The 21,846-nt window shown below is 61.3% G+C and carries 16 protein-coding genes and 1 pseudogene; 10 read left to right on the forward strand and 7 right to left on the reverse strand.

Translation table 11 applies throughout. The features are described from left to right. Positions 1-366 precede the first annotated feature (366 nt). From HHL24_RS01805 to HHL24_RS01825, 5 genes are all read right to left on the reverse strand, one after another. Positions 367-2,007, reverse strand: coding sequence for an MFS transporter (locus HHL24_RS01805; RefSeq protein WP_169483679.1), 1,641 nt, complete (start codon positions 2,005-2,007; stop codon positions 367-369). Positions 2,008-2,026: 19 nt separating this feature from the next. After that, entirely contained in the window at positions 2,027-2,311 is a 285-nt protein-coding gene (locus HHL24_RS01810; protein WP_169483680.1) for a DUF3303 domain-containing protein, read from the reverse strand. 487 nt (positions 2,312-2,798) lie between these two features. After that, positions 2,799-3,026, reverse strand: coding sequence for a hypothetical protein (locus HHL24_RS01815; RefSeq protein WP_169483681.1), 228 nt, complete (start codon positions 3,024-3,026; stop codon positions 2,799-2,801). Between the two features lie 183 nt (positions 3,027-3,209). After that, entirely contained in the window at positions 3,210-3,494 is a 285-nt protein-coding gene (locus tag HHL24_RS01820) for a hypothetical protein (protein ID WP_169483682.1), read from the reverse strand. An 88-nt stretch (positions 3,495-3,582) separates the two neighbouring features. After that, positions 3,583-3,870: a hypothetical protein gene (locus HHL24_RS01825; protein ID WP_169483683.1), complete on the reverse strand. Its 288-nt coding sequence runs from the start codon at positions 3,868-3,870 to the stop codon at positions 3,583-3,585. Positions 3,871-4,285: 415 nt separating this feature from the next. Here HHL24_RS01825 and HHL24_RS01830 point away from each other — a divergent pair, with 415 nt between their 5' ends. Next, positions 4,286-6,526: a serine/threonine protein kinase gene (locus HHL24_RS01830; protein ID WP_169483684.1), complete on the forward strand. Its 2,241-nt coding sequence runs from the start codon at positions 4,286-4,288 to the stop codon at positions 6,524-6,526. Positions 6,527-6,542: 16 nt separating this feature from the next. Here the strand turns inward: HHL24_RS01830 and HHL24_RS44965 are convergent, their stop codons facing one another. Continuing rightward, on the reverse strand, positions 6,543-7,223 hold the full coding sequence (locus HHL24_RS44965; RefSeq protein WP_407947467.1) for a formylglycine-generating enzyme family protein: 681 nt from the start codon (positions 7,221-7,223) through the stop codon (positions 6,543-6,545). Between the two features lie 561 nt (positions 7,224-7,784). Then, positions 7,785-8,543 (reverse strand): annotated as a pseudogene (locus tag HHL24_RS44970) (caspase family protein); the annotation flags it as partial. A 428-nt stretch (positions 8,544-8,971) separates the two neighbouring features. On the opposite strand from HHL24_RS44970, the gene HHL24_RS01840 reads away from it, so the two are divergent. The 9 genes from HHL24_RS01840 to HHL24_RS01880 all read left to right on the forward strand — a co-directional run bounded on the left by HHL24_RS01840 (position 8,972) and on the right by HHL24_RS01880 (position 21,789). After that, the gene (locus tag HHL24_RS01840) at positions 8,972-9,475 is read left to right on the forward strand and encodes a DUF4399 domain-containing protein (protein WP_169483686.1); all 504 of its coding nucleotides are present in this window, start codon (positions 8,972-8,974) and stop codon (positions 9,473-9,475) included. Between the two features lie 46 nt (positions 9,476-9,521). Continuing rightward, the gene (locus HHL24_RS01845) at positions 9,522-9,965 is read left to right on the forward strand and encodes a DUF4399 domain-containing protein (RefSeq protein ID WP_169483687.1); all 444 of its coding nucleotides are present in this window, start codon (positions 9,522-9,524) and stop codon (positions 9,963-9,965) included. A 286-nt stretch (positions 9,966-10,251) separates the two neighbouring features. After that, the gene (locus HHL24_RS01850; RefSeq protein WP_169483688.1) at positions 10,252-10,536 is read left to right on the forward strand and encodes a hypothetical protein; all 285 of its coding nucleotides are present in this window, start codon (positions 10,252-10,254) and stop codon (positions 10,534-10,536) included. Between the two features lie 319 nt (positions 10,537-10,855). Beyond that, a complete protein-coding gene (locus tag HHL24_RS01855; protein ID WP_169483830.1) occupies positions 10,856-12,268 on the forward strand; it encodes an efflux transporter outer membrane subunit in 1,413 nt (470 codons plus the stop codon). A gap of 237 nt (positions 12,269-12,505) precedes the next feature. Then, positions 12,506-15,124, forward strand: a complete 2,619-nt coding sequence (locus HHL24_RS01860) for an FHA domain-containing protein (RefSeq protein ID WP_169483689.1) — start codon at positions 12,506-12,508, stop codon at positions 15,122-15,124. Then, positions 15,102-16,475: an HlyD family efflux transporter periplasmic adaptor subunit gene (locus tag HHL24_RS01865; RefSeq protein WP_169483690.1), complete on the forward strand. Its 1,374-nt coding sequence runs from the start codon at positions 15,102-15,104 to the stop codon at positions 16,473-16,475. Before HHL24_RS01860 ends, HHL24_RS01865 begins: the two co-directional genes overlap by 23 nt. Before the next feature lie 37 nt (positions 16,476-16,512). After that, complete coding sequence (locus tag HHL24_RS01870; protein ID WP_169483691.1) at positions 16,513-17,265, forward strand: peptidylprolyl isomerase; 753 nt, start codon at positions 16,513-16,515, stop codon at positions 17,263-17,265. 112 nt (positions 17,266-17,377) lie between these two features. Further along, positions 17,378-20,434: a peptidase domain-containing ABC transporter gene (locus tag HHL24_RS01875; protein ID WP_169483692.1), complete on the forward strand. Its 3,057-nt coding sequence runs from the start codon at positions 17,378-17,380 to the stop codon at positions 20,432-20,434. Further along, positions 20,431-21,789 (forward strand): sigma-54 interaction domain-containing protein, encoded by a 1,359-nt coding sequence (locus tag HHL24_RS01880; protein ID WP_169483693.1) that lies wholly within the window; start codon positions 20,431-20,433, stop codon positions 21,787-21,789. The genes HHL24_RS01875 and HHL24_RS01880 overlap by 4 nt, the downstream gene beginning before the upstream one ends. The last annotated feature ends 57 nt before the right edge of the window (positions 21,790-21,846 follow it).

Consider the following 21,846-nt stretch of genomic DNA (forward strand, 5'->3'; position numbering starts at 1 on the left):
AAACAAGCACCTGCAATGGTGAAACCGATGAATCCGCATCTGACAGCACAAAGACAACCAGAACGCCTAGCTACCCCATACCTCGTCTGACAACTGCAACCTCGTCAATCTTTCCGCGGTAGCAGGAGTTCAACCTCAAGCTCCTCACCCTCGATCTGTGTATCAGATCTGCCCGATCAAACGTTCGCACATGCTGCATAGCAGCGAGCGAAAGTTCTGCGTCAAGTAAGAAAGGGGAAAAAGCGCCCAAAAGTCCAGTGCACAGGGTGCGCGAGCCAATGCTTGAAAAAATAGCGAACCGATAACGGCCGCTGCTCACTGACACACGCTAGCAGCACCGCGACCCGACCCCAAACCCATCACCCTTCAAAGCGCATTCCCCCGCGGCGGAAGCGCATCACCTTCCGCCTCTCCTCCGCCTGCCACCACCTCCCCCTCCGGATACCCAATCCTCACCGGCGGCACAAACCAAGCAAGGCACAACCCAACGAGCGCAGCCGCCCCCGCCACCAGAATCCCGATATGAATCGACTGCACAAGCGCATCCCGCGCGGAATTCATCATCGCGTCACCCGCATGCCCCGCACTGACCAGACGATTAATCAACGCCGCTTGCTCCGCACGGTCCACCAGCAGCTCGGGACTCGCAAACGACTTGAACCACTGCGTCGCCTGATACGAAGCGAGCGAGCGATGCACGCCCTGCGTATAGAGATGCCCGAGCAAAGCACCGGTCATCACCGTCCCCAGCATCCCACCAAAAGTACGCAGCGACTGCAGCAGCGCAGTTGCCGCGCCGAGCTGATCGCGCGCAACGATCTGCTGCGAACAGACCGTCAGACTGGTCGCCACCAGCCCAAGCCCGAGACCGCTAATACCCATGCACGACATCCACACCAGATGCGGCTCGGTACCTCTAAGCACGATCACGGCCAGACACGCCAGCGCGGACAACGCAAAACCGACATACATAATGCCGTTCGCGCGGCGGATCCGTGTGACGATACGATTGTTCACCACGCTGCCGACCGTCGTGCCGAGCAGCAGCGGCGTAATCAGCATGCCCGAATCATGCGCGGACATCGCATAGCCACCCTGAAACAGCAGCGGCACATAAAACACCAGCGAAAACAGCGCGAAACCACCAAGCACAGACATCGCGAAGAGCGCAGAGAGCTTGCGGTCCAACAGCATATCCACAGGAATGATCGGATACTTGATCCTCCGCTCCCATAGCCACAGCGTCATTGCGAAACTCGCCGTAACGACGGCCAGCACGATCGTTATCGTGTCGACGCCGTACTTCGGAAACAATTCGATCAGCAATTGCAGCGCGCCGAACGTGACCGCGACCACGAACGCGCCGAGCCAGTCAAGCCGAACGGGGCCCTTGTGCCGCAGGTGACGTAGCGGCGGCAAAAAGCGTTGCACGAACAGCAACGACACCAGGCCGACCGGCACGTTGACGAAGAACACCAGCCGCCAGCCGCCGTATTGTGTGAGCACGCCCCCGAGCGTCGGCCCGACCATATTGGCGACCCCGAACGCAGACGTGACGAATACGAGCCAGCGCAGCCGCAGCTTCGGATTGGGGAACAGATCGGCGACGGTGGCGAATACTGTGCCGATCAGAATGCCGCCGCCTATCCCCTGCAACCCGCGCGAAATTACCAACAACAGCATGCTGGTGGCGAACCCGCACAATACCGACGCGCCGGTAAACAACACAATCGCGGCGATCAGGAACGGCTTGCGGCCGAACAGATCACCCAGCCGCCCGAAGATCGGAATGGTGATCACCGAAGCCAGCATGTACGCCGTCGCAACCCATGCATACAGTTCGAAACCCTTCAGATCCGCGACGATGCGCGGCAAAGCGGTGCCGACAATGGTCTGATCGAGCGCCACCAGCATCGAGACGAAGGCAACGCCAAGCATAGCCAGCAGCGATTCACGAAATGGCAGCAGTTGTCCGCTGGGTAGAGGCGTGTCGAGGCCGGGAGTCATGACCGTCTTACTTACGCACTTATTTGCGCGCGGCCTGATGCGCGCCCAATGCCGCGCCGAGGTCTTCGTCCGTCGCCGCTGGGAAGATGCTCATGGTCAATAAATCGCCCCATTCGAGCGCCAGCGCCGACAGTCCGCGCGTGTCTTCCGCCTCGACGACCGCAAAGCCATGCAATCCGCCGATCGCATGCCAACGCCCTAGCAATTTGACACCTTCAGGCGCTTGGCCGCCGGTTTTCATGAAGCGCTCGATGACGGAATTTTCCGCAGTCGGCAGGCCATTCCATTGCACGATGAATTTCATTGCGAGTCTCCAATATGCGTTGGCGATGCCGGCTCGTGGCGCGCCGTCATCGTCGCTCGTGCTGTGTGACGCTTTTGCATGCGTCGCGTCGCAAACACGTCTTCGCCCAGGATGCTGTCCGGATAGCGCGTGCCATCGGCGAACGGCATAGAACCACGTGGCATCCTAAACATCATAGGTGAGCGCATGGTTGCTAACGTCGCCGCGTGCGGACATTCGCCAGGTCAATCGCACACCGCGCCAGCCGCCGGGAAAGCGTGTCGGCGGCGTTTGTTTCCAATTGCCGGCATCTCGCACGTCCTACAAGAAGGACCTTTTAATATGGCTGACGACGATGTCGGTATCGATCTGGTTCGAAGCGCGCCATGCAGTGTGCCGGCACGACCGGCACGCATATGCACGGCAAGCGGAACAGGCGCAAATGCATCAAACGCAAACGGCACGCGCGTTAAGCGCGTGCCGTTGCTTCGAGTGTCTGGACCCGTGTCTAGCTGCGCGGCGAATTGCGCGGCGCGGCGGCAGCGGGCACATCGGCAATCGTCTGATGTGCTGCGGGAAAACCAGGTGGATAGTCGACGACGCGTGCAGAACCCGGCACTGTCTGCACGGCGACGCTCGCACGCGCACCAATCCGTGCGCCGCCGACAATGGCGGCCATCGCCTGCCGGTCGAGTTCGACGCTGTCGGTGAGGTCTTTGATGACGAGCTTTGCCATGGCGGCTCCAGGGAGGCGATCGAGCCGGCGGCTGGTGCGATTGTCCAGTCGCCGCCCGGGTGTGTCTTTAAGTGTACTGAGGTCTCGTCGCACTATCAGTATAGGAAATCTGCCTGCAATTCGCCTGCTGGATGTGAGCAGGCAACAGTAGGGAAGCCCCCGGCACTTCGCTACTGCTCGCCGTTAAACGTTGGCGTAATTGGCGGCCCACAGCGACGGGCTGACATTCAGATTCAACGGCACGAAGCCTGCGCCGATCACGCCGATGTTGTTGAGCGCAGCAACATTGACGTTTTGAATCTGGCTGAGGTTCTGTTTCACCGAGACGTTGACATTGGCGATGCCGCTAAGGCCGGTCATGGAGGGCAGGCCGGGCACGCTGCTGCCGGTGCCGCCGGCCACCGCCGACATTGCGCGGCGGTCGAGCTCGCGGGTGCGGGATAGATCGCGAATCATGAGGGATGACATGGTGATTCTCCAAAGGTGCGCGGAAGACGGGCGTGATCGGAGCGAAGCGGAGATTGCCGGGGGCCCCTCCGCTTCGCCGAATCATGCTTTAGACATGGATGTTGTTGCTCGACGTGACGGAGGGGTTGATCGTCGAAGTGAGGCCCGCGGCAAACGCAACGTTGTTGCCGTTGGCGTTCTGGATGTTCATTTCGTTGCTGATCAACTGCGTGGCGCTGACTTGCTTGCTGTTGTTCGGCGCGAACACCGGGCTGATGTTGGTGTACGACGTGCTGGGGTAGCCAAAGCCGAAGCCGAGGCCGCCGCGCACGGCGCGCATAGCCTTGCTGTCGAGTTGTTCGGTGATGGACAGGTCTTTGATCATCAGCGTGTTCATGGTAAATCTCCTGGAAGGGAACATCACAGTCTTGCGGTTGGGTTCGAGCATCTTGTCTGCTCGAGTGTCACTAATGCATGGGCTGTGCCAGTTTTATTCGCGTCTCCTAAGAAAGTTGGCGGAGGCTTGATGCACAAGGCTTTTGCGCCATGCCGCCGCCTCGAAGCCGCAGCACAGCCACGAGCAGACGACCGGCGGCTGATGGCGCGTACCCAACAACGCGACGGATTCTGTTGGATGTCGCAAGACACTCGCCGGCAGGGCACGCAGCGGGGCAATCCTGGTTTGCGAAAGCTCAGGTCGGGAGCTAGTATCGAAGCGGCACATGTAACTGATTACGACAGGTTTTCTATCAGCCCGAAAGGCTCCGGTCGCATGCGATCCGGCCCAACGGCGGCGGGGGCGCTTCGCACAAATGGCTAGCCTTGCGCATGTGATTCGCGACTATCAGAGCGGCGAGCTGTCACGTGACGAGTTCGTCGCTCAACTCGACAGCACGTTGACGACCGAAGGACTCGGTCCCACGCAGCTGCTGGAAATGCTCGGCGTAGCGCATCGCAAAACCCCTCTGCCTGACGATCTCTACGCCGAAGTGCGGCGGCGTATCGAACAGCTGCGTGTTTCGAACGTGGCAGCCGGGGGCGATGAAACCGGCATGCAGACCACCGTCGAGATACCTTCGGTACGCTCGGCGAGCGGGGCGAGCGCGGCAGGCTCGGCAAGCGCAGCAAGCACCGCCGGCGCGCTGGGACATGATCAGATCAAAGGCACCGGCGATACGCTGAACAACCGCTTCGTTCTGGAGGAATGTCTGGGTGTAGGCGGGATGGGCACGGTGTATAAGGCGCTCGATTTGCGCAAGCTCGAGGCGTCGGATCGCAAACCGTATCTCGCGATCAAGGTACTCAACGTCCAGTTCCGCGGCAACCCGAATTCGCTCGTCGCGCTGCAACGGGAGGCACGCAAGGCACAGGTGCTCGCGCACCGCAACATCATCGCGGTGTACGACTTCGACCGCGACGGACCGATCGTCTATCTGACGATGGAGTACCTCACCGGCAAGCCGCTGAGCCAGCTATTGCGCACGCCGGGCTATCAGGGAATGCCGGTTCGCGCCGCGCTGCCGATTGTGCGCGGCATGTGCAATGCGCTGGCCTATGCGCACGAACACGGCTTTGTGCATTGCGATTTCAAGCCCGCCAACGTCTTTCTCACGACGAATGCCGAAGTGAAGGTGATCGACTTCGGCATCGCCCGCGTGTTCCAGCGGCCGGAAGAGGAGAGCGATGCCACAGTGTTCGATCCCGGCAGCCTCGGCGCGTTGACACCTGCGTATGCGAGTCCGGAAATGATCGAGCATCGCGAGCCGGATCCGCGCGACGATATCTACGCGCTCGGCTGCATTACCTACGAGTTGTTGACGGGCCACCATCCGTTCGACCGATTGTCCGCGACGCAGGCTCGCAATGCGGACTTCAAACCGCAGCGGCCGCCCAATCTCGATGCGAAGCAATGGCGCGCGTTGCGTGCCGCGCTTTCGTTCGATCGCAACACACGTATGCCGAGTGTCGTGCGTTTCATCGCGGAGTTCGACAACGAAGCGCGCGCGGAGAAGTCGGGTACGTTGGTCAAGGCGGGGTTCGCGGGTTTTGCCGTAGTGTGTGCCGCGGCTGTCGGCGTGTTTGCTTTCCGGTCCGCGCCGAATCGTCAGAGTGGCACGCAGCCGGCCGCGGCGGTCTCAGCGGCCTCGGAGGCGTCAGCGGATCAAGCGGCTTCGGCGGCGACGCCTGTTGCTGCCGCACCGGTGGCGAGTGCGCCTGAGCCACCGTCAACTGCCGCACCGGCCGCAGGCGGCAGCGGAAGGCCGATCGCAGGGTCATCTGCCGGGACAACTACAGCGCTCACGGCCGCGCCAACCGCAGCGCCACCCGCGGCACCACCTCCAGCGCAGCCTTCAGCACCTCCCGCGCCCAAGCCCGCGCTGACCTTAACCGCTGTCGCGCCGGTGCTAGCGCAGGTGCCGTGCTCGGCGCTGTCCGCCTCGGCACAGGATCACTCGCTGACGGTGCGCGGCTATGTCTCGCAACGCTACGGCGCAGCGCATCTGAAGGACACGCTGGCGGCATTGCCTGGCGTCGATACACTGACGCTCCAGGTCGAGCCACTCGCCGACGATAAATGCGACACGATCAAAGCGCTCGCCCCCTACTGGACCCGCAACTGGCAAGCAGGCCACGTCGCAGCGCTGCACGTGCGGCCGCCAGGCGGCCAGTTGAGCGAAGGCGATCCGCTGGTCGTCGACGTGACGACGCCCGGTTACGACTCGTACGTGAACCTCGACTACTACCAGCTCGACGGCAGCGTCGTGCACATGGTGCCGAGTCCGCGTGCGAAGGACAATCAGGCGCCCCCGCACTATGCAGCCACCATCGGCAGCGCGGGTGACTGGATCATTTCGAAGCCGTTTGGATCGGAGATGGTGGTACTTTTGATTACGCCGGTGCAGCTATTCGACAAGCCGCGGCCCGAAAGCGAATCACGTGCCGATTATCTGCGCGCACTGGATACGCGACTCGCGCAGATCGCGGGCAAATACGGTCAGGATCATATCGTCGCGGATTTCGCGCCGATCACGACCAAGCCGCACGCGCCTTAAGGAGGCGCGCGCTGCTTTACTTGAGATCCTTGACCACCCTGAAGCCATCCTGCGACTGGCGCACGCTCGCACTGTATTTGAAGCGTGTCGCGCTCAGCATGTAGCTCCCGCCTTCGCGCCATGAACCGCCGCGAATCACCCGCATGTCGCAGCTGGGGCTGTCCCATGCGTGGCCGTCGGCGGGCGCGCCCTGATAAGAGTTGTGCCAGCAATCGGCGACCCACTCCCACACGCTGCCATTCATGTCATACAGGCCGACCGGATTCGGTGCGAACGAGCCGGCTATCTCGGGCCCTTCCTTGTGCCAAGGGTCGCCGCAGTCCTTGCAATTGGCGTTGCCCTTGCGCATCTGATCGCCCCACCAGTAAGTCGTCGTGGTGCCGCCACGGTCCGCGTATTCCCATTCGGCTTCGGTGGGCAAGCGGTACGGTTTGCCGGTCGTTTTGCTCAGCCATTTCACATACTGTTGCGCGTCGTCCCAACTGAGGTCGCGTGCCGGCGCCGCTTTGTTTGTGTTGTTTTCGGGCGTCAGCTTTTGACAGGCGTTCGCTGCGACGCACGCATTCCATTGCTCGACGGTCACCGCGTATTTGCCGATCGCGAATGGCGTGCCGATGGTCACGTGATGGACGGGTTTTTCGGAGGGGTCGTCGGTGTTGCTGCCCATCGAGAACGCGCCCGCAGGCAAGGCGATCATGATCGGGCAGGTGGCGCAATCGCGGCTTTCGCCGGCGACCGGTGGATGCGCCGTGGGCTTTTGCACGACTGCAGGCGTGGCAGGGACCGCGGGTGGGGCGGCCGTCGGAGTTGGCGTCGCCGGTGGCGCTGCGGCGTGCGGATGGTCTTGTGGCGCGGCGCTGGCGGGTGCGGTTGGCCGCGCGACTTGCGGCGACGGCGCAACCGGTGGTGCGACAGATGGCGTGGCGGATGGCGCACTCGCCGATGCCGCGGCGCGCAGCCGGTCGATGCGAGCGTGGGCGAGTGCGGCGAAGCGGCCGTTCGGATAGGCCTTCAAATAAGCCTCGTAGTCGCCTGGATAGTTGCTGTCCTTAATGGAATTCCAGAAGGTGATTTCGTATTGCTCGCTACTGTCCTTTGGCAGAATGCCTCTGCTGTGCAGCACGACAATGGGGTCGTTGCTGGTAGCGGATATGAGCGCCGCGCTGACGCCGCGAGATACCGGCTCGCTCGGGCTCGCGTCCTCGGCAAGCGATGAGGCGATCCACGGCGTTTGCTCACCGCCAGTCGCCTCGCTAACCGTCGTCGCCACGCCTTGAAACAATCCCGCCAGATCCTGTGATGAAGAAGCGCCGTTGAGCGCGCCCAGCAATGCGTTCGTATAGACGCCATGATGCGTGCCGTCCGCTGCAAAGCCGCCCGGCGCTGTTGCGTAAGCGACGGCGGTATTGGCGGGCAGCGCGGACGTATCGAGCGTTACGTCGCTGGAGAACGGGTTGTTCAGGCACGTATCGAGAATCACGAGATTAAGCGCGCCGGCGCGCGGCGCGCGCATTGCCTGCAACACGGTATTCAAATCGACGCCCTCGCTGACCAGCCGTGCCGGCGCGTGTGCATCGAGGCCGGCTGGCACGAGCAGCGTCTGCCGGCCGATTTGCAAGCCGTGTCCCGCGAAATAGAAGAGTCCGGTACCGCCGTTTTGCAGACGTTGGCGGAATTCGCTGATGGCTTGCCGCATCTGCTGCGGCGTCGCATCAGTGCGCATGATGACGTGGAAGCCGTGCGCACGCAGCGTGTCACGCATGGCTTTAGCATCGCGCGGCGCATTATCGCTAATCGCGTCTGCGTGATTGCCATACGCGCCGTTGCCGATCACCAGCGCAACGCGCGCAGGCTGCGGGTTGTCCTTTTGCAGCGTGAACGGCGCGATGAACGTAGCCGTCGAACGCATAGCGGCAGCGCCATGTTCCGCGCCGTCACGCTGCGCCGCGGCATAAACACTGCCCCAATGCGCCTGCATTGCCCCGGCCATGCACACCAGCAGGAATGTTCGCCACATATTCGTATCCTGTTTGTTCCGGACAGAACATAGGTTCTCGACGACCGCGACGCCCGCATCGGCCGTTGGAGTGGGTCGGGCGCAGCATCGAGGCCGCTATCGACTCTCCATCGACAACCTATGAATAACGATAGCACGCGGTTTGCATGTCACAACTGTCCGCGCATCATCAATGCGTTATACGGTTAACGAGTGTGGCGTATCTTTTTGGCAAGTTACGTCCTAAGCTAATTCACAAAGTAGGGCAGTACGCCCGTTTTAATAATGCTGCCGCTCATCGACCTAAGCCCGCGACGTAAGCCCGCGACATAAACCCGTCACGTGAACCCACGTGAAACGACGCGAGTGCCCGCGACATCCAGCCGGAGCGTCCGGCCTGCGCTTTGCGCAGCCGAGGCGGCTATGACCATTCTTCGGGAGAGTGCGCAATGCGAAGAACCCTCACACTCGGCGTGCTCGACATACGTCATGGAACGAAGGCAACGCTTGCGGCGTTCTGCACTGCGTGGTGCGCCTCGCTTTTTCTCTTGCTCGGTATCGCATCACTGTCGGACGCCGCGCTTGCCGAACAGACGCCTTCGCCGCCGGGCGCCGAGGAATACATCATCTGGCCGTCGGACGGCGCGGTGATTCACGGCGGCAAGCTGTGGGTCCGTATGGGTCTGCGCAACATGGGTGTGTGCCCTAAGGGTGTGGCCGTTCCGAATACCGGGCATCACCATCTGCTGATCGACACCGACCTGCCGCCGCTCGACCAGGAAATTCCGTCTGACCGCAATCACCTGCATTTCGGTGCGGGTGAGACCGACGCGCGCATCGAGTTGCCGCCGGGCAAGCACACCCTGCAGCTCATTCTCGGCGACCAGAACCACGTACCGCACGTGCCGCCGGTGTATTCGAAAAAGATCACCATCACCGTACTAAAAGACTAGCGGTCCCGTTCGTTCAAAGCGGGTCCGCCAGGACGGAGAGACCAACATGTACAAGATCATCGCGCTCGCGGCGTTCGTGGCATTTGCGACATTGACGTCACTGGCCTCGCCGAATCTCGCCATGGCCGGCACGACACCGTCGCCGGCCGGTGCGCACGTCTATATCGGCTATCCGAACGATGGGCAGGTGGTGGCGGCCAATAAACCGTTTCGGGTGTGGTTCGGCTTGCGCTATATGGGCGTGGCGCCGAAAGGCGTCAAGTATCCGAACACGGGGCACCACCATCTGCTGATCGATACCGACCTGCCGCCGATGGACCAGGAAATTCCAAATGACCGCAACCATCTGCATTTCGGCGCGGGTGAAACGGAAACGACGATTCAACTGCCGCCTGGCAAGCACACGTTGCAACTGCTGATGGGCGACGACATGCATATGCCGCACAATCCGCCGGTGTACTCGAAGAAGATCACCGTCATTGCGCGCTAACGGGATATCGGCACAACGCGGCTTTTCTGCTTCAGTGTCACGTCGCAACCAACACCGTCGCACGCTTTGTTGGTTGCGATCCACCAGTGCCAACCTGTCGCTTCGCAACCGTCGCGCTGCATGCCGCGGCCTACCCTCCCCGAAGTCCTTTATCTACAGCCATCCAGAAGATTTCTTAGGATCGGAAATCAAAGCTGGCACAGCCCATGCATTAGTGACACTCGAGCAGACAAGATGCTCGAACCCAACCGCAAGACTGTGCTGATTCCCTTCCAGGAGATTTACCATGAACACGCTGATGATCAAAGACCTGTCCCTCACCGCCCAACTCGACAGCAAGGCCATGAGCGCCGTGCGTGGCGGCCTTGGCTACGGCTATCCGTCGTCGTCGGTTTTCAACTTCACGCCCGTGTATGCGCCGAACAACAGCAAGCAGGTCAGCGCTACGCAATTGATCAGCAACGAAATGAACATTCAGAACGCCAACGGCAACAACGCAGCATTCGTCGCCGGCGTGACCACCACGATCGATCCGCATGTGAGCTCGAGCAACAACATCAACGTGTATTGAACGGCTCAGGCCGCCGCGGAGGCTCTCAGGCCTCCGCGGGACGCGCACCCTCAGCGCGTCAAAAAGATTTCGCAGCCAATCGTTCTTTCCACACGACCCCAGCGTCACCGCCCGATCCCCGCGCCGACCTTCCTGTACCGCTTCGATGGTGAAGACGGGCAGGAGATGCTTTACTTAAACAGCGCGTCCTTCTCGTGCAGCGTGCCCGGCGTCATCGGAGAAAATCGTGTCAGCGTTGCTTGATTCAATGGTCCGTCAGCGCTTTTTCAACGCCTCGGCGCGGTGCTGTGTGGACCGTCGACCGGCCAGTGCGAACCGCATGGCCGCGGCATTGCGCGGACTCTGCGCCGCAACGGCCTGCGCGCTGTCGCTGTGCGCGTGTATCGACGTCAGCATGCCCGACTACAAGCGGCCCGATACGCCCGCCAAGGCGTCGTGGTCGGATCAGAAAGGCTCGCCGGTATCGGCGGCCGCGACCATCGAGCCGGACTGGTGGAAAGGCTTCCACGATCCGTATCTGGACACACTGGTCGCTAAAGCGATCGCAGGCAACTTCGATATCAAGGTGCTGGCCGCGCGTATCGACGTGGCCAGCACGCAGATCGGCGAGGCCAAAGCAGGTGCGTTGCCGACCATGGATCTTGGCGGCGGCGCCGATTTCGAAAAGAGTACAGGTCAGACGTTTTCCAAACAGTACAACGTCGCGACGCAGGTGAGCTGGGACATCGATATCTGGGGCAAAGTGGAGAAGGGCGTGCAAGCGCAAAAGGCCGAATTCCACGCGAGCGAAGCGGATTGGCGCGCCGGTTATCTGGAACTGGTGGCAAACGTCTCAAGTACCTACTTCCAGATTCTGCAATTCGACGATCAGATCGAGCAGCAGCAACAAACGCTCGTGACGAACCGGCAGATTCTCACCATCTACGAAGGCCAGCGCCGCAATGGCCTCGTGCCGCAAACGCAGGTGTTGCGTCAGCAGGCCGAGATCAACCGTCTGACGAACCAGTTGCTCGAACTGCGCCGCTCGCGCGATCTGGCGAACAACGCGCTATGCACGCTGCTCGGCGTGCCGGCAGGCGAGTTCCAGTTGCCGAAGGGGCATTTACAGCAACGCGTGCAACTGCCCGTGGTGCCCGATGGCTTGCCCGCGCAACTTCTCGCGCGGCGCCCCGACGTAGTGGCCGCCGAATTCCGAGTGCTGGAGGCCTACGACCTGGTCGGTCAGGCCAAGCTCGCGCAGTTGCCCACTATCAACCTCACCGGCCATGGCGGAACCGCGAGTTTCGCGTTGACCGATTTGCTGAAATCGTTCACCTACGGATTCATGCCCAGCATCGACATTCCACTGCTCGATCCCGGTGTGCGGGCCCATGTGAAGGTCACAAAGGCGCAATCGACGGTCGCCGAGCAACAGTACCGCGTAGCCGTCATGGGCGCGTTCGAGGAAGTGGAGAACGCGCTGGTCAATCTGAATTCGCACAAGGCGCAGCGTGTGGAATTGCAGCAGGAGGTATCGCGTCTGCAAATCGTCGCGGATCAGATCCAGTCGCAATTGCGCCTCGGCGTGGTGTCGCAGCTGGAAGTTTTCGAAACCGAACGGACCTTGCTGGAAGCGCAGCAGGAACTGCTTGCCAACCATCAATTGATTCTGTCAGACACGGTGTTGCTCTATAAGGCGCTTGGTGGCGGCTGGCCGAGTGTGGATGTGCAAGCGGAAGTAAAGGAACACTGAGCTAATCCGAGGCGTGGCGTGCGTGTGGCGTGCGTGGCGTATTCCGGCTGCAGATGACGCATGAATGGCCCTTACAACCGGCGATCTGAAAATTGACACTTGCCATGTGTGACTTAAAATTTGTAAGGAGCCAGGTTCTGCACGGCTCACTAGAACATCCGCTATTCGCCGTAGTTCTTCCTTCCGGTCCCGTTGTGCTCTCGCCGCAGCGGGTAAACGATTAGTGATCCAGATAAAATGACCGACGGCGAAGCCCCGATTGCTGAGATGCACGCGACACTGGACGCCACGTTCGACGTGGTGCTGTCGCCGGTTGCGTCCGCGCAGCGTCCCGCACTCGACGCGATCCGGATCGTCGACAGCCTCTTCGCGGTCGGCCGCAGCGAGGTGCCGTTTACCGACTACCCCGCCGAGCGGATTACCCGCTTGTCACGCCGTCATGCGCGGATTTTCACGGAGCACGGCGCCGTCTATGTTGCCGACCTCGGCAGCAAGAACGGCACGACAGTCAACGGCATTGCGGTGCGGCAAGCCCCCGCGCGGGTGCGTGCCGGCGACGAACTGTGCTTTGGCGGCGAGCTCTGCTATCGCGTGAGTATCGAGCCGCGCGCGCGGATCGTGGCCGCCGCGAGTGCGGCACCGGTGCCCGGCCTGCTGCTGGTGCCGCAGCGCGAAGACCTCGGGCTTCAGCCAATCGACGTGCAGGCGTTCCCCTTTCTCATTAGCAAGGCGGACGAAGTCTTCTCGCGCTACAAGGACCGCTATCCGCATCAGGTCAACTACATCTCGCGGCGTCATGCGCACATCTTTCTGAAGGGCGGCGAACTCTACCTCGAAGATCTCGGCAGCACCAACGGCACATTTGTCGGCGGAAAGCGGCTCGACGAAACCGCGGTGCCGCTTATGGAGGGGGACCTCCTTGCATTTGGCGGCGACCACTTCGTCTACAGGGTGACGTTGCAAAAACCCCCTGAAGTCGAGCCGACCGTGACCCAGCTATTCCTCAATCCCGCTGCCGACGAAGCTGCTGATACCGACAAGACCACGTTCGTCGGCGCCGCGCATTCGTTCCTCGATATCTTTTGCGTCGACCCGGGGCTACAACGCGAAGACGAAGTCAACGAGGCGGCGCAGGCCGCATCTGCGCATGCGAAGCGCGACACGCTGTCAGGCGGCGCGAATGGCACGTACGGAACGAACAGAACAAACGGCGCGCATGGCGCAAATGGGACACACGGCAAGCAAGGCTCGAACGGCTCACATGGCTCGAGCGCAGCGAAGGGCCAGCCGCAGCGTTGGCGTCTGCTCGTAGGCGAACTCAGCAAGGCCTTTGCGGGTGACGATCACACGATGGCGCGTCGGGCCGCGTGGTGGAGTGGCGCGGCCTTCGCCGTTCTGGTGGCCATCGCGCTGACGCTTTACATGCGCGGCTCGTCAGAGCGCGACTTGAGAAACCTGCTGGCGAGCGGCGATTACACCAGCGCGGTGACGGCGGCAAACGGCTATCTGGCGAACCATCCCGCCGACACAAAAGTCAGCGCATTGGCGAGCGAAGCGCTGCTGAAGGCGAAACTCCCCGGCTGGCTGAACACACTGCAAAAGGCGCAGTTCGACCAGGCCGACGCGCTGCTCAAGGAGATGAGATCGTTGAGTGCGAATAATGCGGACGCCGCCGCTCTGGTGGGCGAATTGCAATGGGTGGGCGATCTGGAGCGCTTCGTAGTAGGACGCGGCGGGGCAGACGCGCCGATCCGCATGTACGCCGACGAGGGCACCATCAACGGCCTGCTGCAGCGCTGGGACGACGACCCGAGGAGCCATCAGCGCGCACTCGACCGCATCGCCTCGTATGTGCCCGTTTTTGCGGAGCCGTACGCGCAGGCGCTGAGCCATCTGCGCAAACTGGAAAGCGACGACTCGGTGTATATCGCCGCCATCGACCGCCTGAACGGCACCATTCGCACCGAACTGGCGCGCGACAAGCCCGACGCGCTGCCTGCCGTCCTCGACGATTACGCGCAGCGCTATCCGCGTCTCGCCGGACTCGATCGGGTACGGGAAGATTTGCGCCACTACGCCGACGTGCTGAACGCCGCGCTCAGCCGGCAATTGACGCCGTTGCTCGCCTTGCTGAAAACGGTGCGTTTCAGCACCCCGCCATTTCAGGCGCAGTTTCAGCAACTGGCTGCGAGCCGCCTGCCGTCGGCGGATGTCATCCAGCGTCATGACGCGGCGAGCGCAGCGTGGCAGCGCGGCGACACCCAGCAGGCGCTGGCTGGCTTGCAGGCCATGCCTGCCGGGCCGTGGTCCGATGTAATCGCCGCAGAACTGGCGCACAAGAAAGCGCTGCTCGACCAATTCGCCGAGTTGCAGAAGACGCGCGGCGGCAAGGATTACGACGAGCACTTGCTGTCGTTCTACGCCAGTCTCGATCCGGTAGCGGACGCGTGGTTCGTGCAATCGATCCAGAAAGACGTCGCCGCTTTGCACGACAAAGCACTGGCGCGTGCACAAGACCTGCTGTTGCGCGCGCAGAGCCTTTGGAAGCAGTATCGGGCGAGCGGTCCGATCGGCGGCACGCAACGGCTGGAAGCGGGGATTTCGCCCGGCTTTCGCAGCGAGGCGCGTCTGCTTTCCGATGCGCAGTCGGCCGCGCAACAGGGCATGCGCATCTATACGCAACTGAAGGCGGACCATCCTGCCGACTTCGACCGCCTGCTCGCGGATATCCAAGCCGAAGCGGATTTGCAGCGTCGCTCGTTGACGGACCTGCGCATGGTGCTGGACCCTGGGCTTTTAAAGGCGAAACTGGCGTTGATCGGAGGCGAGCAGAGTGAAACGCGACAGTCACCCTAGGTCGTTGTCGGAGGCGCTGGAAGATCACAGCGTCGAAGGCATCGCGATTCTGACCGCAGAGCCGGTGCGGCTCGCGCGCGCGCTGATCTGGGCGATGGTCGCGCTGGTGGTGGCCGGCTTGCTGTGGTCGTTCGTGGGGCGCGCGGATGTGATCGTCAGCGCGCAAGGCACCCTCTCGCCGGAATCGGAGGTGCGCCGCATCTATGCGCCGATCGACGGCGAACTCGCCGATCTGTACATCGCCGAGGGGCAGCCGGTATCAAAGGGCGACGTGCTGGCGCGGCTGAATGCGCGCGGTGCGATCGAAGCAGCGAGCAACGCGCTGCAGGCGCAGCTCAAGCTCGAAGACGCCGAGCGCGACTGGAAGCAGTTCCCCGAGAAGAAGGCCCTGATGGAGCGCAAGGCGGCCGCACTGAAAGCGCAGTTGGAAGTGGAAGCCCACCAACACGAAAATCGTGTATCCGAAGGCACGACCAAGCTCGCCGAAGGCCAAAAGGCCGAACTCGACGAAGCGCGCAGCGCACTCGACAACGCGCGCCGCACGCGTGAGGCGGCGCGTCAGGAACTGGACCGCTACTCGCAGCTTTTCGCACAGCCGGGCGGCGGCGGTATCGCCGAGTTGCAGGTTGAGCAGAAACGAACCGCCGCATTGGAAGCGGATAACGCCTACCGTGTCGCGCAATCGAAACTCGCGGAGTTGGATTTCCGCCTGAGCCACGAATACGCGCAGGCCAATGCTCAACTCGAAACCAGCGGACAGCAGACCACCGACCTGCAACTCCAGTACGACTCGGCAGTCCGCGACATCACCGACGCGGAAGACAAGCTGCGTCTGCAATTGCAGACCGCACGCCTCGTGGCCGAAGCCGCCGCGCGGATCCGCTTCGAGAACATCGACAAAGACAATTTTCTGCTGATCCTCGCGCCGGTCTCCGGCGTCATCACCGACGTGACCTCGACGCAGCGGGGCGACAAGATCCAGGCGAACGCGCCGCTCGGCGGCATCGCGCCAAAAGATGCGAAGGCCGTGTTGAAGATCGAAATCGCCGAACACGATCGTGCTTTTCTGCACGAGGGGCAGCCGGTGAAGCTGAAATTCAACGCGTTCCCGTACCAGCGCTATGGGCTGATCAGCGGCACGCTTGCTTATATTTCGCCGGCCACCAAGCCGTCCTTGCAGGACAAGCAGCCGGTATACGAAGGCCGCGTGACGCTAGACAAGAACTACTACCAGATCGCCGACACCCGCTATCCGCTGCGCTACGGCATGACGGCGAGCGCGGAAATCGTGGTGCGCGAACGGCGCCTGATCGATCTGGGTCTCGACCCGTTCAGACAGGTGGCGGGTTGAGTGCGCCGATCACACGTCAATAAAAGGAGCGAATGACATGACCGCGATAGTGCGAATCGATGACGAAGTCGTGGACGTTTCCGAGTTCATTCGTCTTCTGAAATTGACCGGCCAGTTCGAGAGCCTGATCGAGCAGATCGTGCGCGACAAGCTCACGGTGCACGCGGCGAAAAAGCAGGGCATTGCCGTCACCGCGGACGAAATCCAGCAGCGCGCCGATCAGTTCCGCCGTGTGCGCGGCTTGCATCGCGCGACGGATATGAATCAGTACCTCGATGCGCTCGGCGTGAGTCTCGACGAGTTCGAGGCCTTCATTACGGACGGGCTGTATCAGGAGAAGATGCTCGACGTGGTCGGCAACGAGGCGGCCATCAAGGATTACTTCGCGCTGAATTCGCCGAAGTTCGACGCGATCGAGGTGAGTCATATCGTGCTCGACAGCGAGGGCAAGGCGAAGGAAATGATCTCGTACCTGCACGACGATCCCGACAGTTTCGCCGACATGGCGCGCGAGCATTCGATCGCGGATACGCGCGAAGCCGGTGGCGTGATCGGCAAAGTTCTGCGCGGATCGTTGAAGCCGGACATCGAGGCAAAGATTTTCAATGCCGCGGTGGGCGATCTGCTCGGGCCGTTTCCGTCTGCGGATCGCTCCTGCTTCGAGATTTTCGCCGTGACGGCGAAATATCCGGCGACGCTCGATGCCGATGTGGCCGCTGAAGTCAGGCGTCTGCTGCGCGAGAGCTGGTTGATCGCGCGTGCGCAGGAGCATGTGATCGAAGCGCGCTAGCCACGTATTTCGCATCGCATCACGCCGCAACGCAACAACGAAACGCAGCACAACGCAGCGCAACGCAACGAATCGCGACGCAACGCAAAGCCGAACCGAGGTCCCCAAGCACATGGATGCACCCCAGACCGCGCCTTCCGCTGCCGAGTTTCTCACCTCGGTGGAAATCCTCTCGCCGTTTTCGCGCGACGAGATCGAGCGTCTTGCCGAATACGCGCAGGCACGTTTCTATTCGTTTGGCGAAACGGTGTGCTCGACGGGCGAAACGGCTGACGGTCTTTACGTGGTTCGCTCCGGTTCGGTACGGATCTTCACCGAGGAACACGGCAAGGAAACCAGCATGGGCGTGCGCAAGACCGGCGAGATTTTCGCCGACATTGCGATGTTGCGCGCATATGTGCATGAGGCGTCAGTGCGGTCGTCGGCGAAAACCGAGTTGCTGTTCATTCCCCGCGCTGCGATCGAACCGGTGCTAGCGGGCAATCAGGCCGCGCTGGCATTTATCGCGAGCTACGTGGCGATCAACTCGGCCGGCGGTTTCGTCGCGCAGTTGTTCGATCTGCGTGGCAAGCTCAACAAGGCGGAACTCGAAGAGTATGTGCGCAGCGTCGGCGTGAAACGGGTGGCCGCCGGAAAGGAAATTCTCAAGCAGGACGGGCGCGACGATCGGCGGCTCTACGTGGTGCGGCAGGGTGAAGTGCGCATTGTCCGTCATGAGGAAGGCCACGACTACACACTCGCGACGCTAGGCGAAGGCGAAATCTTCGGCGAAAAAGCGTGTTTGATGCGGCAGGAGCAAATGGCGTCGGTGGTGGCGACGACCGACACGCGGCTGCTGGTGATCCCGGAGCGCACCGTCCATTTCATTCTGGAGCGCAATCCGAAGCTGCGCGAAGTCCTGGATGAGCGGATTCGCTACGGCGACCGCGAATTGCAACGGCAAAAGCGTCTCGAACAGCGGCGCAAGTTGCCGTTGATGCTCGATTTACAGACCAAACCCGAGTTCGGCGAAAAAGTCATCAAGCGCTTTGCGCTGGTCGAACAGGCTGAAGAGATGGATTGCGGCGCCGCGTGTCTCGCCATGGTCTGCCGCCACTACAACATCCCGATGACGCTCGGCAAGCTGCGTGAACTCGCCAACGTCACGACCCAGGGAGCCACGCTCGACAGTCTCGCGCGCGCGGGCGAATCACTCGGCTTCACCGCGCGCGGCGTGCAATGCACATTCGATTCATTGCGCGGTTTCGATCTGCCCTTCATTGTGCATTGGGAGGGATATCACTATGTGGTGGTGTACGGGCTTTCGAAGGAGTACGTGTGGGTCGCCGACCCGGCGCTCGGCTTCCGGAAAATGACGGTTGAGGATTTCGAGCGCGGGTGGAGCGGCACGTGTTTGCTCTTTACCGGCGGAGCGAATCTCTTGCAGATGTCGGCTGCGCGTTCGCCGTGGATACGCTTTGTCGGCTATCTCAGGCCGTACAAGAAGATTCTCGGCCACTTGTTCCTTGCCACGTTCGTCATTCAGGTGCTCGGCGTGATTCCGCCGCTGATTATCCAGAACATTCTCGACGGCGTGATCGTGCATCAGAATGTCAGCCTGCTGCATCTGCTGATCGGCGGGTTGATCATCGCCAACGTATTTTCGCAATTGATGTCGTCAATTCGCGCATATCTGGCCAATTTCATGGTGCGTAACATGGACTTCGCGATGATGTCGCAGTTCTTCAAGCACACCATGTCTCTACCGTTTTCGTTTTTCGCCAAACGGAAGACCGGTGACATCTTCGCGCGCTTCCAGGAGAACCAGACGATTCGCGCCTTCCTCACCGAATCCACGGTGACCACCGCGCTGAATCTGCTGATGGTGTTCATCTACTTCACCATCATGTTCGTCTACAACGTGAAGATGACGCTGGTGCTGATCGCGTTCGTGATACCGATCATGGCGTTGACCGCGCTGGCTACGCCCAAGATCAAAAACTACGCACGCGAGGTGTTCACGGCGTCGACCGAATCGAAGTCATTTCTGATGGAAGCACTCGCCGGTGTGGAGACCATTAAGGGCATGGGCATCGAGCGGCCGGTAAGGTTGCGCTGGGAAAAGAAATACGCGAAGGCGCTCGAAGTGCAATACCGGGCGCACGCCTTCAGCATTCTTGTTGGGCTTGGCAGCCAGTTGCTGAACGCCGCGACCACGATCGCCATTCTTTGGGTCGGCGCGAATCTGGTGCTGGCGCGCGAAATGACCATCGGTCAGCTAATCGCGTTCAATGCGTTCATGGGCAGCGTGCTGGGTCCGCTGATGGGACTGGTCGGCTTATGGAGCATGTTGAATGACGCGGGCGTAGCGATGGAACGCCTCGGCGACGTGCTCGATATCGAACCGGAACAGAAGCCGCAGGATTTGCCGTCGCGCGTGATGCTGCCTGAACTGCAAGGAGAGATCAGCCTCAACGGGGTCTATTTCCGCTACGGCGAGAACGATTCGGCGTATGTTCTGGAAAATATCAGCTTCGACATCAAGCCCGGCGAACTGGTGGCGATTGTGGGCCGCAGTGGTTCTGGCAAGACGACGCTTGCCAAGTTGCTGGTTGGCTTCTATGCGCCAACCGAGGGAAAGATGACGATCGACGGCTACGATCTTGGCGTGGTCGATAAGGCCTATTACCGCGCGCAGATCGGCTATGTGATGCAGAGCAATCTGCTGTTTTCCGGCACGATTGCCGAGAACATTGCCAGCGGCGACGACGCGCCCGAACGGCGCCGCATCGAGGAAGTCGCAAAAATGGCCGACGCGCACGCATTCATCAGCAAGATGCCGCTCGGCTACGAGCAGATTGTCGGCGAACGCGGCATTGGTCTATCCGGTGGACAGATCCAGCGGCTCTGCATCGCGCGGGCGCTGTATCACGACCCGCGTCTGCTGGTTTTCGACGAAGCGACCTCGGCGCTGGACTCGCAATCGGAAAGCAATATCCTCGGCAACATGCACGATATTCTGAAGGGGCGAACGGCCGTGATCATCGCGCATCGGCTCAGCACCATCATGCGTGCGGACAAGATTCTGGTGCTGTATGAAGGGGCGATCGTCGAACAGGGCCGTCACGATGATTTGATCCAGCGTGGCGGCATGTACTACCAGCTGGTCCAGAAACAGTTGAGTGCATGATGAAGATACTCGACCAGGTAGAAGAGCCCAGCCCGGCGATTTCGTACGCGGGCCTGATCGAGCGCATCGAGATTTTGCGCTCGACGCTGCGCTGGTCGTCCCGGCTCGAGCGCGCCGACATCGACAAACTGCTCCGGCAAGCCACCTCGTTACGCGACGAGGTGATGCAGCTCTCGCACAAGGAGCGTTTCGTGCAGGCCGCAACGGCCGCCGAGTCTGCTGCGCCTGCCGACCAATCGCGGGGCGCGCGTAGAAAAGCATTGATCGAACGCAGTTTCATTTTCGAAGGGACATTTGGCGACAATCCGCGCTTGCTCGAATCGCTCGAAATCGCCGAGAAGGCGGCGCCGACCGATTTGCCGGTGTTGATCGATGGGGAAAGCGGTACCGGCAAGGAGCTGATGGCGAAGGTGATTCACGCGAATGGTTCGCGCTCGGACAAACCGTTTATTTCCGTGAATTGCGGCGCGATTCCGGACAATCTGCTGGAGTCGGAATTGTTCGGTCATCGCAAGGGCGCGTTCACAGGGGCCTCGAATGACCGCAAGGGCAAGTTCGAAAGCGCGCATACCGGCACGATCTTTCTCGACGAAATCGGCGAGTTGCCACTGGCCGGTCAGGTGAAGCTGCTGCGCGTGCTGGAAGCGCACGAGATTCAGCGCGTGGGCTCCGATGAAACGATTGCCGTCGATACACGCATCGTCGCGGCGACCAATCGCAATCTGCGGCAACTCAGCGAAGAGGGCAAGTTCCGCGAGGATTTGTTCTACCGGCTCAGCGTGATTCACGTCACATTGCCGCCGTTGCGCGAGAGGCGCGATGAGATACCGCTGCTGATTGCATGGTTCGGCGATGAGGCTGCGGGTACGCTAAAACGCAGGCCTGTTAGGTTGACGCCGCGTTTAAGGGACTTTCTGCTGAACTATGCGTACCCAGGCAATATTCGCGAGCTGCGCAACGTGATGTATCGCGTGTCGTGTCTGGCTGGGGAGATGGCGGATATCGATCATCTGCCGGTGGACATGCGCCCGGCCGCGCCCGGTTCAGCCACGGCGTTGACCCATGCAGCCACTGCAACGGGGCAGGAGCAGATCAGCGTGGCGAATCTGATGTCGCTAAGCGACGCGAAGCGCGCCGCCAGCGACGACGCGGAAAAAGCCTTCCTGGAGCGCGGCCTGCGCGAGGTGAGCGGCACGGTTGCGGAATTGGCGCGGCGCATCGATATGAACCGCTCGCATCTGCAAATGCTCCTGAAGAAGCATGGCCTGCATTCAAAGGATTTTCGCAACCGCAATGCGCCGTCCACGAGCAAAAACGGCGCTGATGAGCACGATGAGGAAGACAGCGATAGCTGAAGGCGAGTGTCCAAGTTGCTCTCGGACGCCCTGGCTGCCCGGAGTTCCTTGAGGTGC

It is taken from the genome of Paraburkholderia polaris, from assembly GCF_012927345.1.
In the GTDB taxonomy this organism is placed as follows: domain Bacteria; phylum Pseudomonadota; class Gammaproteobacteria; order Burkholderiales; family Burkholderiaceae; genus Paraburkholderia; species Paraburkholderia polaris.